Annotated in this window: 13 protein-coding genes and 3 tRNA genes; 12 read left to right on the forward strand and 4 right to left on the reverse strand. The window is 73.8% G+C overall.

Annotated features, from left to right (window positions below; genetic code table 11):
• Window positions 1–49: 49 nt before the first annotated feature.
• Window positions 50–137: transfer RNA gene (locus tag QWY29_RS08040), tRNA-Ser, on the reverse strand.
• A 104-nt stretch (window positions 138–241) separates the two neighbouring features.
• Between QWY29_RS08040 and QWY29_RS08045 the strand changes: the two genes are divergently transcribed.
• The 3 genes from QWY29_RS08045 (at window position 242) to QWY29_RS08055 (ending at window position 1260) form a co-directional block, all read left to right on the forward strand.
• Window positions 242–706 carry a hypothetical protein gene (locus QWY29_RS08045; protein ID WP_300960197.1) on the forward strand — a complete coding sequence of 155 codons (465 nt, stop codon included), beginning with the start codon at window positions 242–244 and terminating at the stop codon, window positions 704–706.
• 82 nt (window positions 707–788) lie between these two features.
• A tRNA-Ser gene (locus tag QWY29_RS08050) sits at window positions 789–882 on the forward strand.
• Between the two features lie 243 nt (window positions 883–1125).
• Window positions 1126–1260: a hypothetical protein gene (locus tag QWY29_RS08055; RefSeq protein WP_300960198.1), complete on the forward strand. Its 135-nt coding sequence runs from the start codon at window positions 1126–1128 to the stop codon at window positions 1258–1260.
• 152 nt (window positions 1261–1412) lie between these two features.
• Here QWY29_RS08055 and QWY29_RS08060 read toward each other — a convergent pair whose 3' ends face one another.
• Together QWY29_RS08060 and QWY29_RS08065 are read right to left on the reverse strand one after the other, a co-directional pair.
• Complete coding sequence (locus QWY29_RS08060; protein ID WP_300960199.1) at window positions 1413–2402, reverse strand: phospholipase D-like domain-containing protein; 990 nt, start codon at window positions 2400–2402, stop codon at window positions 1413–1415.
• Window positions 2403–2546: 144 nt separating this feature from the next.
• On the reverse strand, window positions 2547–4355 hold the full coding sequence (locus tag QWY29_RS08065) for a phosphoenolpyruvate carboxykinase (GTP) (protein ID WP_300960200.1): 1809 nt from the start codon (window positions 4353–4355) through the stop codon (window positions 2547–2549).
• Window positions 4356–4687: 332 nt separating this feature from the next.
• Here QWY29_RS08065 and QWY29_RS08070 point away from each other — a divergent pair.
• The 7 genes from QWY29_RS08070 (at window position 4688) to QWY29_RS08100 (ending at window position 11429) form a co-directional block, all read left to right on the forward strand.
• A tRNA-Arg gene (locus tag QWY29_RS08070) sits at window positions 4688–4760 on the forward strand.
• Between the two features lie 239 nt (window positions 4761–4999).
• Window positions 5000–5677, forward strand: a complete 678-nt coding sequence (locus QWY29_RS08075; RefSeq protein ID WP_300960201.1) for a LamG-like jellyroll fold domain-containing protein — start codon at window positions 5000–5002, stop codon at window positions 5675–5677.
• Window positions 5678–5750: 73 nt separating this feature from the next.
• Window positions 5751–6269: a cupin domain-containing protein gene (locus tag QWY29_RS08080; protein WP_300960202.1), complete on the forward strand. Its 519-nt coding sequence runs from the start codon at window positions 5751–5753 to the stop codon at window positions 6267–6269.
• A 34-nt stretch (window positions 6270–6303) separates the two neighbouring features.
• The gene (locus QWY29_RS08085; RefSeq protein WP_300960203.1) at window positions 6304–7854 is read left to right on the forward strand and encodes an alpha/beta hydrolase family protein; all 1551 of its coding nucleotides are present in this window, start codon (window positions 6304–6306) and stop codon (window positions 7852–7854) included.
• Window positions 7855–8124: 270 nt separating this feature from the next.
• Window positions 8125–9357: a quaternary amine ABC transporter ATP-binding protein gene (locus QWY29_RS08090; protein WP_300960204.1), complete on the forward strand. Its 1233-nt coding sequence runs from the start codon at window positions 8125–8127 to the stop codon at window positions 9355–9357.
• On the forward strand, window positions 9354–10412 hold the full coding sequence (locus QWY29_RS08095) for an ABC transporter permease (RefSeq protein ID WP_300960205.1): 1059 nt from the start codon (window positions 9354–9356) through the stop codon (window positions 10410–10412). The genes QWY29_RS08090 and QWY29_RS08095 overlap by 4 nt, the downstream gene beginning before the upstream one ends.
• Window positions 10413–10514: 102 nt before the next feature.
• Window positions 10515–11429, forward strand: a complete 915-nt coding sequence (locus QWY29_RS08100) for a glycine betaine ABC transporter substrate-binding protein (RefSeq protein WP_300960206.1) — start codon at window positions 10515–10517, stop codon at window positions 11427–11429.
• A 90-nt stretch (window positions 11430–11519) separates the two neighbouring features.
• Here QWY29_RS08100 and QWY29_RS08105 read toward each other — a convergent pair whose 3' ends face one another.
• On the reverse strand, window positions 11520–12869 hold the full coding sequence (locus QWY29_RS08105; protein WP_300960207.1) for a cytochrome P450: 1350 nt from the start codon (window positions 12867–12869) through the stop codon (window positions 11520–11522).
• Window positions 12870–12927: 58 nt separating this feature from the next.
• Here QWY29_RS08105 and QWY29_RS08110 point away from each other — a divergent pair, with 58 nt between their 5' ends.
• Window positions 12928–13629, forward strand: coding sequence for a TetR/AcrR family transcriptional regulator (locus tag QWY29_RS08110; RefSeq protein ID WP_300960208.1), 702 nt, complete (start codon window positions 12928–12930; stop codon window positions 13627–13629).
• 55 nt (window positions 13630–13684) lie between these two features.
• A complete protein-coding gene (locus QWY29_RS08115) occupies window positions 13685–14686 on the forward strand; it encodes an alpha/beta fold hydrolase (RefSeq protein WP_300960209.1) in 1002 nt (333 codons plus the stop codon).
• Window positions 14687–14814: the final 128 nt, after the last annotated feature.

Genomic DNA, 14814 nt, shown 5'->3' on the forward strand with positions numbered 1-14814 from the left:
CCCGGTGGTGCTCTGGTCGTGCTCTAGGTCGCGCCGCGCGGACGTGTCCTGGCAGAGGGGGCGGGATTCGAACCCGCGGTAGGTCTCCCTACGACCGCTTTCAAGGCGGTTCCGATCGGCCACTCCGGCACCCCTCCGTGCCGGCCGGCGCTCGCGCCCGACCGACGGGAGGAGTCTAGGAGACGGCACCCGCCCCGACCCGTGCGGCAGGGACCGCCCGGCGTGGGGGAGGATCGGACCCATGCCCGACGCAGCACCCGGCCCCACCGACCACCGCTTCGCCCGGGCGGTCGTCGTCCGCTCCGCCGGGCTCGCGACCGTCGTGCTGGCCCTGCTGGTCCTCGTCGCGACCGCGGTCGCCGCGCTGACCGACGTCCCCGCCGGGCTGGTCGTCGCGGTCGCGGGCGTCGGCCTGCTGGCCCTGCTCGGCCTCACCTGGTGGCTGCGGACCGTCCCGGTGCTGCACCTCGACGAGGAGGGCTACCGGGTCCGCGCCGTCCGCGGCGTCGGCACCGACCGCGCCCGGTGGGCCGAGGTGCAGGAGGCCGCCACGGCCTCGCCCCGCGGCATCCGGTGCGTGGTCCTGCGCCTGCTCGACGGCCGCACCACGACCGTCCCCGTCGACGTGCTCGCCGTCGACGGCGACGAGCTCGTCCGCGAGCTGCAGGTGCGCCTGCGCCGCGGCGAGGGCCTCCGCCCGTTCTGAGCGGAGGACGCGCAGCCGCGCCCGCGGGCGGCCCTGATTGGCCGCACCGGCGCGGCGCCTTGTAGCCTGTGCGCGCTGTCGAGGAGGCGTCGCCTAGTCCGGTCTATGGCGCCCGCCTGCTAAGCGGGTTTGGGGCTACAACCCCATCGAGGGTTCAAATCCCTCCGCCTCCGCCAGCCCGGCCCCCGTGCGGATCACCCGCACGGGGGCCTTGCACGTTCCTGCAATGCAACTTTCTGAGCCAGCAACTGCGGCGTGCGCGGCGTCTGCGCAGGTCAGACTGGGGTTCCGACGTCGGACACGGACGTCGGGGACACCCAGCTAGACCTCAGCAGCACCCAGCAGCACCCGGAACGACGCGGCGCGACCCAGCAGGGAGCGCTGCGCGACACAGCACGACCGACTCAGAGGTGGGACTCATGGACATCGTTCGCAAGGTGGGCATCACGATCGCGGCCGCAGCCGTCACCGTCGGGCTCCTCGGGGCCACGGCCCCGGCCGCCCACGCCGACACCACGTGGGGCTACCGGGTGGCCCCGTCCTCGGGCAAGTAGCCCGCACCTGACCCGCTCGGGTCCGTTGCCACCTCCCCCCGGTGGCAGCACCGCCGTCCGGCCCCCCACGACGGGCGGCCCCGAGCCGGCGCTCGAGGCCAGCGACGTCCCCCCTCGTCGCTGGCCTCGAGCACGTCCTGGCGCCGTGCGCCTCACTCCTCCCCGGAGATGCCCTGCCGGCCGATCGTGTAGCCGAGCTGGAAGCGCGTCTCGGCGTCGAACTCGCCCTTGAGGTCGGCCACGTAGCCGGCGTACGTCCGTGGGCTGACGCCGAGCCGCTTGGCCGACACCGGGTCCGGGTGGCCCTCGATGAGCATCCGCAGCGTCATCGCCCGCTGCTCGGCGGCGATGTCCTTGAGCATGGTCGCGCTGCGGCTGGTGAAGGGCCGACCGCGCTCCCAGGAGCGCTCGAAGACGTCGACGAGGTAGGCCACCACCGACGGCTCGCGCACGGCGAGCGCCGTGCTCAGGTCGTCGCCGCTCGGGATCACCGCCACGCGCCGGTCGATGACGATCATCCGGTTGAAGAACTCGTCCAGCGTCCGCACCTCCGCGCCCCGGGCAGTCACCTCGGCGACGTAGTCCCTCGTGGCGCCGCTGCGCCGGGCGCTGTGCTGGTAGAGCGTGCGGATGCGCGCCCCGCGCTCCAGCAGGGCCGTGTCGCGCTGCATGCCGACCGCGAGCAGCTTGGGGTCCCGCCCGGTCTGCGGCTGCGCGGTCAGCGCCTCCTCCTGGCACTCCGCGACCAGCGCCGCCAGGAAGGGCTCGATCGCCTCGGCGCGCAGGTAGGTGAAGGGGCCGGTCTCCGCGGCCTGGGGCGTACGCCGCCACGCCTGCCCGAGCGTGGCGAGCGTCGAGGACCACGCGGCGGACTCGTCGAGCAGCCGCGCGCCCTCGCGTCCCAGCGGGGAGACGACGCGGGCGACCGTGCCGGTGGGGTCCTCGGGCAGCCAGCGGCCGGCCTCGCGGTCCAGCCGCACCAGCCCGAGGTCGAGGAGCTGGTCGAGGGCGGGGCGCAGCTCGCCGCCGTCGGCGACCCGCGGGTCGTCCTCGGCGAGGCCGGCCTCGGCCAGCATGTCCTCGTAGAGCGGTGCGGCCACCGTCTCGAACAGCTGCCGGTCGCGCGCGTGCTGCTCGGCCACGGACCTCCCCTTGCTCCCCTGCACGTGCGATGCGTGCCGTCCTCCCGAGACCGGGCCATGGTCCCACACGCACCGAGGGCCCCGTCCGGGTGCGGACGGGGCCCTCGGGCCGTGCTTCGGGTGGTGCGGGGTGCTGCGGGCGGCTCAGACGCCCAGGCGGGCCTTCAGGCCGTCGAGCTCGGTCCAGAGCACGGCCGGCAGGTCGTCGCCGAACTTCTCGAACCACTCCTGGATCTGCGGGATCTCGGCCTTCCACTCCTCCGGGTCGACCGCGAGGGCGGCGCGCAGCGCGTCCTCGGACATGTCGAGCCCGTCGACGTCGAGCGCGCCGGGCGCCGGCACGTGGCCGACCGCGGTCTCCTCGGCTGCGGCCTGGCCGTCGATGCGCTCCACGATCCACTTCAGCACGCGGCTGTTCTCACCGAAGCCCGGCCACAGGAAGCCGCCCTCGTCGTCGCGGCGGAACCAGTTGACGTAGAAGATCTTCGGCAGCTTCGCCGCGTCGTTGTCCTTGCCGACGGTGATCCAGTGGTTGAAGTAGTCACCGGCGTTGTAGCCGATGAACGGCAGCATCGCCATCGGGTCGCGGCGCACGACGCCGACCGCGCCGACCGCGGCGGCGGTGGTCTCCGAGGAGAGCGTCGCGCCGAGGAAGGTGCCGTGGGTCCAGTCGCGGGCCTCGAAGACCAGCGGGACGGTCGTCTTGCGGCGGCCGCCGAAGAGGATCGCGTCGATCGGGACGCCGCGCGGGTCGTCGTACTCCTCCGCGAGGATGTCGCACTGCTTGATCGGGGTGCAGTAGCGGCTGTTGGGGTGGCTGGAGAGCTCCTCGGACTCGGGGGTCCAGGGCTCGCCCTTCCAGGAGGTCGCCTTGGCCGGCGGGTTCTCCAGGCCCTCCCACCAGACGTCGCCGTCCTCGGTGAGCGCGACGTTGGTGAAGACCGAGTTGCCCTTCTCGATGGTCTTCATCGCGTTCGGGTTCGTGTGGTAGTTCGTGCCCGGCGCGACGCCGAAGAAGCCGTACTCGGGGTTGACCGCCCACAGGCGCCCGTCCTCGCCGACGCGCATCCAGGCGATGTCGTCGCCGAGGGTCTCGACCTTCCAGCCGGGGATGGTCGGCTCGAGCATGGCGAGGTTGGTCTTGCCGCAGGCGCTCGGGAAGGCCGCGGCGATGTACTTCACGACGCCCGCGGGGCTGGTGAGCTTGAGGATGAGCATGTGCTCGGCCAGCCAGCCCTCGTCGCGCGCCATGACGCTGGCGATGCGCAGGGCGTAGCACTTCTTGCCGAGCAGCGCGTTGCCGCCGTAGCCGGAGCCGAAGGACCAGATCGCGCGCTCCTCGGGGAACTGCACGATGTACTTGGTGTCGTTGCAGGGCCACTTGACGTCCTTCTCGCCCTCGGCGAGGGGGTGGCCGACGGAGTGGACGGCCTCGACGAAGTCGGCGTCGAGCTCCTCCATCCGGCGCAGGACGTTGGTGCCCATGCGGGCCATGACGCGCATGGAGGCGGTGACGTACGCCGAGTCGGTGATCTCGATGCCGAACATCGGGCGCTCGGCCTCGAGGTGGCCCATCACGAAGGGGATGACGTACATCGTGCGGCCCTTCATGCAGCCCTCGTAGAGGCCGTTCATGAGGGACTTCATCTCGTCGGGCGCCATCCAGTTGTTGGTGGGCCCGGCGTCCTTCTCGTCCACGGAGCAGATGTAGGTGCGGTCCTCGACGCGCGCGACGTCGATGGGGTCGGAGGCGGCGTAGAAGGAGTTCGGCTTGAGCTCGGGGTTGAGCCGCGTGAAGGTGCCGGTGGACTCCAGCGCCCGGGTCAGCTCCTCCCACTCGGCGTCGTCACCGGTGCACCAGTGGATGCTGTCCGGCTGCATGATCGCCGCCCACTTCTCGACGAAGTCGGCGATGCCTCGGTGGGTGGTCGGTGCCTGGGTCTCGGCGGTCATAACCTTGGGTTCCGTTCCCTCTCGCGCATTCGCGGACGCCGCCCGGGTGGTCCGGGGCGACGCCGGCCGTCGAGCGTATCGACGGTGTGTCGTGGAGCTGATGTGGATCGCGCGGCCTCGTTGTCGGCGACTTTTGTGACGAGTCCGGTGGGCGGCACAATGCGTACCGGTCCCTCCGGGTCCGCTGAATGTACCCCCGCCCTCCGGGGCCGAGTATTGGATCGTTCAACGGTCCGTGGGCCAGGTCACACCGGGGCGGATCCGGGGTCGAGATTTCGGCATCCTCGCCCCTGTCGGCTAAGGTCTTCCCTTGTCCGCCGCGAGGTGGACGGGCGCCTGTAGCTCAACGGATAGAGCATCTGACTACGGATCAGAAGGTTTGGGGTTCGAATCCCTACAGGCGCGCAGGACGTGAGCGGCTCCCACCGGCGGTGGGGGCCGCTTCGTCGTTCCCGGGCGACCGGGCGATACCGCGATCGGGGGACGCGCGGCGGCGAGGCCCGTGGCAGCGTGAGGCGCGTGCTCCGTGCACCGGCACGGGCGCTACCTGGAGGCGTGCCATGACGGGTCGGCGGGACGAGGGACGGTCGCGACGGCGGCGCCCGGGCGCAGCGGTGCTGGCTGCGTGCGCGGCCTCGTTGGTGGTGCCGCTCGCCGTGGGCCCGGGCGCGGGGGCCGCGACGACCCCGACCGTGGTGCTGCACCTGGACTTCGAGCAGGACGCCCTCGCTCCCGGGTCGGTCGTGCACGACGCGAGCGGCGTCGCCCGCGGCGTCGTGGTCACCAACCGCGGCGCGCTGACCGTGGTCGAGGGGAGCACCGGCCGGGGCGTCCGCTACCCCTGCCCGACCTGCGGCCGTGCTCTCGTCGAGGTGGCCGACAGCACCGTCCTCGATCCCGGGACCGCACCCTTCACGATCACCGCGGACGTCCGGATGACCCGGACGGAGAGCGCGCGCTCGATGAACGTCGTGCAGAAGGGCTACTACTCCCAGGCCGGCGGGCAGTACAAGCTCCAGGTCGACAACGGCCGGCCGAGCTGCGTGGTCAACAGCTCCCGTGGCCGGGTGGTCGTGGTGGCCTCGGCCTCGTCCGCCAACGTGGCGGACGGCGCCTGGCACGAGGTGGCGTGCTCCCGCACCGCGACCGAGGTCGTCGTGCTGGTCGACGGGGTCGCCCGGGCGCGCAGGGCCTCCCCGGCCGGGTCCGTCGCGAACACCGCGCCGGTGCGCATCGGCGGCAAGGACGTCACCTCCAGCGACAACGACCAGTACCGCGCCGCGCTCGACGACGTCACCATCAGCGTCGGCGCGGTCGGCTGAGCGTGTCCCGGCACGGCCGGCCGGTCCGGCCGAGGGGGTGCGACGGCGTCCCTCGAGGTGCGACCGTCGGTCCATGACCTACCCCGAGCCCTGGGGCGCGGCAGCCGCCTACCCGCCCGAGCGGTACGCCGCGGCGGAGCCGGCCACGGCGGCGACGCTCCGGCGGGCCGACGCGCCGGCCGACCTCGACACCCTGGGCGGGTTCGCCCACTACCTGGCCACCGGCGCCTCGACGGACGGTCGCTACGGGCTGTACCGCTGGGACATGGGTCCGCAGCCCGGCGGGCCGGCGCCCCACTTCCACCGCACGATGTCCGAGGCGTTTTTCGTGCTGTCCGGCACGGTCCGGCTGCACGACGGGCGCGGCTGGACCGACGCGGGGCCGGGCGACTTCTGCTTCGTGCCCGAGGGGTCGGTCCACGCCTTCCGCAACGAGTCGGGGGAGGCGGCCTCGATGCTCATCCTCTTCGCGCCGGGCGCGCCGCGGGAGGCCTACTTCGAGGGCCTGGTCGCGATGTTCACGTCGGGCCGCGAGGTGAGCCAGGAGGAGTACGTCGCGTTCTGCGCGCGCCACGACAACCACTTCGTCTGAGGTAACCCGGCGCGCGGGCGGTCGTTGGTCGGCCGTGCGACGACCCCGGACCGCCCGCGCCCTGGCCCTGCTGACCACCGCCCTGCTCGGTGCGACGGTCGCCGTCGCGCCACCCGGGTCCGCGGTGCGGGCCGACGACGGCCCGGCCGTGCACTCGCCGGTGTACGTCGCCCGCGACCTGCAGAACATCGCCGACGCCTACGGACGGATCACCGGGCCCGGCGGGCAGCTGCGCGACCCGGCGTACCTCCCGGCGCTGGTGCAGCAGGTCGGTGCCACCTCGGTCGCCCAGCTGGTCGCGCAGGCGGCGAGCCCGAGCCGGCTCGCGCTGACCGCCGGCCAGGTCGTGCCCGGCTGGAACGTCGGCAACCCGCTGCGCGCCGGCTGGGACGGCACCCGCGGGCGGACCCGCGACGTGTCCTTCACCAACCGCTACGGCGCGCTGCTGCGCGGCACGGTCCACCGCCCGCTCCCGGGCGCGAAGGACCCCTACACGGGCAAGCGGCTGCGCGGACCGTTCCCGGGCGTGGTCGTCACCCCCGGCTCGGTGCAGGGGTCCGAGGGGATGTACCGCTGGCTCGCTCAGGACCTCGCCGAGCGCGGGTACGTCGTGCTGACCTACGACGTGCAGGGCCAGGGCCGCAGCGAGACCCTGCCCCACGAGCCGGTGCCCGGGGCGGGCGACCAGCTCTCCGCGCTGCCGTTCTGCAACCCGTTCGCGCCCCCGCGCGACCGCGAGATGCTCGGCTGCCCGGGCGTGCCGTTCCAGCAGCTCGCCAACTTCGTGGTCGGCACCGAGGACGCCATCGACTTCTTCGTCTCGACCCCCGCGAAGCCCTACGCCAACCCCGCGTCGGCGGGCGCGAGCCCGGACCGGTTCAACCCGTTCTGGCGGCTCTTCGACCGCAGCCCCGACCGGCGCACGGCGACGCCGGGCCGCACCACGCGGCTCGCGATCATCGGGCACTCGCTGGGCGCCCGCGCGGTCTCGGAGGTGCAGGGCACCGACGACCGGGTGGCGACGGTCGTCGCGCTCGACAAGCTCTTCGCCGGCACCGACGGCGGGACGGTCCCGACGGTGCCGGCCAACGAGACCGTGCCGCGGGTGCCGGCGCTCGCGGTGCAGTCGGAGTACGGGTTCACCGTCGCGCCGTACCTGCTCTCGGCCGGCACCTCGCTGGTGCCCTCGCCCTCCCTCGACGGGCCGGACCCGCGGCGCGAGCGGAAGGCCGGCTACGACCGGTGGGCGCGCTCGCGGCACGACGCGATGCTCGTCGTCCCGCGCGCCTCGACCCACCTCGACTACACCGACATCCCCCTGGTGCTGCCGGCGAGCCGGCACGGCCAGGCGCTCACCAGCGCCTACGTCCAGCGCTGGCTCGACCGCTACCTCAAGCACCGTGGCGGGCCGGAGGCGCTGCTGCGCACGTCGTTCCGCTACCTCGAGCCGACCGCGGGGGGCGGCCGCCAATCGGTGCGGCTGCAGCGGGACCCGCTGCTGAGCTTCTACTACTGCTCGGCCCACGACCTCGGCCGCGGCCGGGACCGGCTCTCCGACGGCGACGTCACCGGCGTCGGATGCTGATCGCGGACGGTGCGCAGTAGCAGTCCGGGAGGCGTGGCGCGGCCTTGTTACCGAACCGTCACCTTTTCTTGGACGAAGAGGTGACCCCCCGCTAGGTTGCCGGTGCGGCTCGAGACCGGTGGGACGATTCGGGCGTCCTCCACTTCGTGGCCCGCGATCCGCCCCGGACGCGCGACGCGTGTCCGTGTGGTGTCGTGGTGTGCGTCGTCCGGCCGCAGGTCAGCGGTGCCGACGACAGGTCGGCGCCCACGGTGGAGGAGCTGCACCCAAGTGCCAGTCATCGAGGCGCACGAGGTCTTCAAGGTCTTCGGTCGCCGACCCGAACGTGCCGTCGAGCGCCTGCGGTCCGGCGCCACCCGCGAGGATCTGCGCGAGGAGGGCTGGACGGCCGCGGTCATCGACGCCTCCTTCGAGGTCGCCGAGGGCGAGATCTTCGTGGTCATGGGCCTGAGCGGCTCCGGCAAGTCCACCCTCATCCGCACCGTCAACGGCCTGCTGCCCCCGACGTCGGGCACGATCCGCGTGGGCGGCGACGACCTGACCTCGCTCGACGCCCGCGGGCTGCGACGGGTGCGCCGCGAGCGGGTGAGCATGGTCTTCCAGCACTTCGCGCTGCTGCCGCACCGCACCGTCGGCCAGAACGCGGCGTACGGCCTCAAGGTGCGGGGGGTCAACCGCGCCGACCGCGAGCGCCGCGCCGAGCGCGCCCTGGAGCTGGTCGGCCTCGGCGGCTGGGGCGGCTCGCTGCCCGGTGAGCTGTCCGGCGGCATGCGGCAGCGCGTGGGCCTGGCCCGCGCGCTCGCGGCCGAGACCGACGTGATGCTCATGGACGAGGCGTTCAGCGCGCTCGACCCGCTGATCCGGCGCGAGATGCAGGACCAGCTCGTCGAGCTGCAGCACGAGCTGGGCAAGACGATCCTCTTCATCACCCACGACCTCAACGAGGCGATGCGTCTCGGCGACCGGATCGCGATGATGCGCGACGGCCGCATCGTCCAGCAGGGCACCGCCGAGCAGATCCTCAACGACCCCGCCAACGACTACGTGGCCCAGTTCGTCCAGGACGTCGACCGCACCCGCGTGCTGACCGCCTCGTCGGTCATGGAGCCGCCCGTCGCGGTCATCGGCGCGAGCCAGGGCCCGCGCGCCGCGCACAAGGTCATCCGCGAGCACCAGCTCGCCGCGGTCATGGTCGTCGACCGGGACCGTCGCCTGCGCGGCGTGGTCACCGAGGCGGCCGCCGCCGACGCGGTCCGCGCCGGGCGCGACGACCTCACGGGCGTGATGGAGGCGGCGATCTCCGTCGGACCCGACACCTCCGTCGCCGACCTCTTCGCCGCGTCCGCGGACAGCGCGACCGCGCTGGCCGTCATCGACGAGCGGGGCCGGCTGCTCGGGGTGATCCCGCGGGTCACCCTGCTCGCCGCCCTGGGCAGCGTCGCCGGGACCGAGGCGGCCGACGCCGTGCACCCGGTGCTCATCGAGGAAGGGGCGCCCGCATGAGCGCGACCACCGACGTCCGACCGCTCGCCGCGGAGGACTGGGAGCGCGTCGACGGCGTCCCGCGCATCCCCCTCGGTGACTGGATCCTCGAGGGCTTCGAGTGGGTCCAGGACCACCTCGGCGGCGCGATCGACGCGGTCGCCGACCTCACCGAGACCACCGTCGACGGGCTCACCGACCTGCTCGACGGGCCGGCGCCGCTGGTCACCGCCGCGGTGCTGGCGCTCGTGGCCTGGCTCGCCAAGGACTGGAAGCTCGGCCTCGGCTCGTTCGTCGGGCTGGCCGGCGTCATCGGCGTCGAGCAGTGGACCAACGCGATGGCGACCCTGTCGCTCGTCCTGGTCGCGACGCTCGTCGCCCTGGTGATCGGCATCCCGCTGGGGGTGCTTGCCGCCCGCTCGGACCGGTTCAGCCGGATCGTGCGGCCCGTCATGGACCTGATGCAGACGATGCCGGCGTTCGTCTGGCTCGTCCCGGTGGTCATGCTCTTCAGCATCGGCTCGCCGCCCGCGCTGGTCGCGACGGTGATCTTCGCGCTGCCCCCGGCGGTGCGGCTCACCGAGCTCGGCATCCGCCAGGTCGACGCCGAGGTCGTCGAGGCCGGGCACGCGTTCGGCGCGACCCCCGGTCAGATCCTCCGCGAGACCCAGCTGCCGCTCGCCCTGCCGACCGTCATGGCCGGCGTCAACCAGGTGATCATGCTGGCGCTGTCGATGGCGGTCATCGCCGGTCTCGTCGGCGGTGGCGGCCTCGGCGGCGCGGTCACCAGCTCGATCTCCCGCCTCGACATCGGCCTCGGCTTCGAGGCCGGCCTCTCCGTGGTGGTGCTCGCGGTCTACCTCGACCGGGTCACCGCCTCGGCGGGCGGTCGTACGCCGGGTCGCGGGCGTCTGCGCACCCTCCTCGCCCGACGCCGGGCCACCGCGGACGCGGGCCCCTCGTCCGCGGCGGCCGGCTCGCTCTCCTCGACCGCCTCGGGCACCCCTGCCACCCCTGCCACCCCGGCGACTCCCGCCGACCCGGCCGCCTCGGAGCGGGAGGGCGCCCAGGCCTGACCCGGACCCTCCACCAGCCACCCGGCGCGGCCCGCACAGCCCGCCGGAGTCTCGGGGCCCGGTCCTCCCGGGCAGCCACGTGCACGACGAGAGGAACGACGAATGAACAGCAAGCGGGCACTGCGCCGGGCCGTCGCGACGGCCAGCCTCCTGACCCTGGGGGCGATGGCGACCGCGTGCGGCTCCGACGACGCATCCGACGACGCCTCCGCCAGCAGCGGCGGGGACAAGAACATCACCCTGGGGATCATCCCCTCGTGGACCGACGGCCTCAGCGCCGCGCACCTGTGGAAGAACGTCCTCGAGGACGAGGGCTACACGGTCGAGATCACCGAGATCTCCGAGGCCGCCCCGCTCTACACCGGCGTCGCCAACGGCGACATCGACATCTACCCCTCGGCGTGGCCGCAGGTCACCCACGCGGCGTACATGGACCAGTTCGGTGACGACCTGGAGGACCTCGGCGCCTACTACGAGGGCGCCAAGCTGACCTTCGCGGTGCCGGAGTACAGCGACCTCGAGTCGATCGCCGACCTGCAGGGCAAGGCCAGCGAGTACGACGGCAAGATCATCGGCATCGAGCCCGGCGCCGGCCTGACGAAGGTCACCAAGGAGTCGGTCATGCCGGCCTACGGCCTGGACGAGGACTTCGAGCTGGTCGAGTCCTCGACGACCGCGATGCTCGCCGAGCTGCGCAAGGCCACCGACGCCGAGCAGCCGATCGTCGTCACGCTGTGGAAGCCGTTCTGGGCCAACTCCGAGTTCCCGGTCAAGGACCTCGAGGACCCCGAGGGCGCGCTGGGCGAGGCCGAGACGCTGAACGCGATCGCGACCGAGGGCTTCTCCGAGGAGCACCCCGAGGTCGCCGAGATGATCAGCCGGCTGTCGCTCGACGACGACCAGTACGGCTCGCTGGAGAACCTCGTCGTCAACGAGTTCGGCGAGGGCCGCGAGGACGAGGCCGTCGAGGCCTGGCTCGAGGAGAACCCCGACGTGCTGGAGGCGCTGAAGGGCTGACCACCCCGACGTACGCCGCGGGCCCCGCCGATGCGGCGGGGCCCGTGGTGTGTCCGGGGCCCCGCCGGTTCCTGGCGACCGGCTCGAGCCTCAGCCCAGCACGGCGGGCAACCGCTCGTACCCGCGCAGGATGCGGGTGTCGCGGCGGGTGGCGCCGGGGGCCAGGCGGAGGTCGGGGAACCGCTCGGTGATCCGCTGGAGGCCGACCTGCCCCTCCATCCTCGCCAGGGCGGCGCCGAGGCAGAAGTGCCGGCCGGCGGAGAACGACACGTGGTCGGCGGCGTTCTCGCGGGCGACGTCGAAGCGGTGCGGGTCGGCGAAGACGTCGGGGTCGCGGTTGGCGCCGGCGAGCAGGGTGGTCACGACGGCGCCGCGGGGGACGCGGGTGCCGGCGATCTCGGTGTCGCGGACGACCGTGCGGCCGGTGAGCAGCACCGGCGGGTCGTGGCGCAGCACCTCCTCGACCGCGTTGGACCACCGGTCGGGCTCCGCGGCGAGCAGCGTCCGCTGGTCGGGGTGCTCCTGGAGCAGCGCGATGCCGTTGGAGAGCAGGTTGACGGTCGTCTCGAACCCGGCCGCGAGCACCAGGCCCGCCGTCGCGATGAGCTCGCGGTCGGTCAGCGCGACGCCGTCGTCGTCGCGGGCGGCGACCATCTGGCTGAGCAGGTCGTCGCCGGGGTCGCGCCGCTTGGCCTCGATGTGGTCGACCAGCCAGGCCTCGAACGACGACAGCGCCCGCTCGACGGTGCGGAACCGGCGCCACGACAGGCCGAGGTCCAGGCTCGGCGCGGCCGCGGTGCCGAACTCCAGCACCGTGTGCCGCTCGGAGTCGGGCACGCCGAGGACCTCGGCGATCACCGTCACCGGCAGGAGGGCGCAGTAGGCCTCGACCAGGTCGACGGGGCGCCCGGCCCCGGCCTGCTGCTCCAGGGAGGTGAGCAGGTCGTCGGCGATCTCCTCGGTCCGCTCGCGCAGGCGCTGGACGGCCTTGACCGAGAAGACCCGGGTGACCAGCTTGCGCATCCGGGTGTGGTCCGGCGGCTCGGTGACCAGCAGCGACGGCGGCGTGAGCGGGCCCATCGGCGTCGTCCGGTGGGCCCAGCGACCGAGTCGGCCCAGCGGCCCGGCGCCGGTGCCGAGGTCGACCCCGGCGCGGACGTCGGGGTTGGCCAGCACCTCGCGGACCACCGGCAGCGTCGCGGTGACGTACGCGTAGCGCGCCCGGTGGAGGGGGCCCTGCGCACGGATGGCGTCGAAGAGCTCGACGGGCGCGTCCGTGCTGGTGCTGGTGTGGACGATGAGCTGCCCGTGCAGGTCGCCGCGGCGGCCGGCGCTCGCGATCACGGTGCGGGGCAGCGCGTGCCCCAGGCCCCACCGGACGGCGGGGCGCAGGGCGTCGGTGGTGCGCGCGGCCGGACGGGTCGCGGTGCGGAGCAGCACGGAAGGTCCTCCCTCGATACTGAGCGGTATCCGATACTTTCGAGTATCGTCCCGGGCCATGTCAACGGGATCGGCGGCCGGGTCGGTGTCCGGGTCGGCTTCCGCGACGTCCCGGGCGTCTGCGGCGTCGGGCGTGGAGGGCCGCCGCCGGCCCGCGCGCGAGGAGGTACGCCGCGCGCTGCTCGACGCGGCCGCCCGGACCTTCGCCCGCCAGGGGATCGACCGGACGAGCCTCGACGACGTGGCGGCCGCCGCGGGGTTCACCAAGGGCGCGGTCTACTCCAACTTCGGCAGCAAGGAGGGGCTGGTCGCCGCGCTCGCGGACGATCGCGTGTCGGCGTACCTCGACCTCGGGCTCGCCGCCGTCGACGACCCCTCCACGACGTTGGCCGAGCGGGCCCAGGCGCTCGGTGACCGGCTGACCGCCGCGAGCGACGAGCAGCACGACTGGCACCTGCTCTTCCTCGAGCTGTGGCAGCGGGCCGTGCGCACCGGGCGGGCCGACGACTCCTTCGTGCTGCGCCACCGCGAGCTGCGCGCCACCGTCGCCGAGGCGGTCACCGCGCACGCCGAGCAGGCCGGCGCCGAGCTGCCCCTGCCCGCGTCGTCGGTGGCGACGCTGCTGCTCGCGCTCTCCAACGGGCTCGCCATCGAGCGGACGACCGACCCCGCCGCCGTGCCCGACGACCTGATGGGCCGGGTGCTTGCTCTCCTCGTCGGCGGCACCCCTCCGGCCCGGACCGGACCGGACCACCCCTGACCTGGGGGTTTGTGGCCACCGCGGGCCGGGCACCAGCCCGTCACCCCCGAGAAAGGTGAACCATGAACACCCGCACCATCGCCGTCATCGCCCTGATCATCGCCGTCATCGTCCTGGCCCTGCTCGTCCTCTGACCGCCTCGCTGACGGCCGTCCGCCTCGGCGGGCGGCCCGACCACCCCCTGCTGGTCCTCGGCCCGTCGTTGGGCACGTCGGCGACCGCCCTGTGGAGCGCCTGCGCGCGGACGCTCGCGCGCGACTTCCAGGTCGTCGCCTGGGACCTGCCGGGGCACGGCACCAACCGCACGACGCACGCCGACCGCGCCGCCGGCGGGGAACCGCTCACCGTGGCGGACCTCGCCGGCGGCGTGCTCGACCTCGTCGGCACGATGTCCCAGGGGCTGCACGCCCCCTCCTTCCACTACGCCGGCGACTCGGTCGGCGGGGCCGTCGGGCTGCAGCTGCTCCTCGACGCCCCGCACCGGGTCGAGTCCGCGACCCTGCTGGGCACGGGAGCCCGGCTCGGCGAGCCCGCCACCTGGCTCGAGCGCGCCGACACCGTCCGCGAGCGCGGCACCGAGGCGCTCGTCGAGGCCTCGAACCGCCGCTGGTTCGGCCCCGGCTTCGTCGACCGCGACCCCGAGCGCGTGTCCGCGCTGCTCACCTCCCTGACCGAGACCGACGACGAGGCGTACGCCGCGGTGTGCGCCGCGATCGCCGCCTTCGACGTCCGCGACCGGCTCCGGTCCGCCGAGGTCGCCGTGCCCGTGCTCGCGGTGGCCGGCTCGCACGACGTACCCACCCCGCCCGGCCTGCTCCTCGAGCTCGCCACCGCCACCGGCGGCACGTTCGTCGAGCTCGACGGCGTGGGCCACCTGGCCCCGGCCGAGGCGCCCGACGAGGTCGCCCGGCTCGTCCGCGAGCACGCGCTCGGCCCCGAGGACGACGCCCCGCCCCCCGAGCTCGACCACCTGGCCGACGCCGTCCGCGCCGCCCTCGCCGCCGGTTTCCCGCCCGACGACCTCGACGCCGTCGTCCGGCGCGTCCTCGCCGAGTAACCCTGCCGGGTGCCGGGGTAGTCCGTGACGGTCGGCAGGTGTTTCGGCCGGGATCGCCTGCCAAACGTCACGGACTATCCCGCCGACGGCCCGCGGCCTGTGGACAACCGGGCCGGCGGGTCGGCAGG

It is taken from the genome of Nocardioides abyssi (assembly GCF_030412915.1).
GTDB classification, from domain to species: Bacteria; Actinomycetota; Actinomycetes; order Propionibacteriales; family Nocardioidaceae; genus Nocardioides; species Nocardioides abyssi.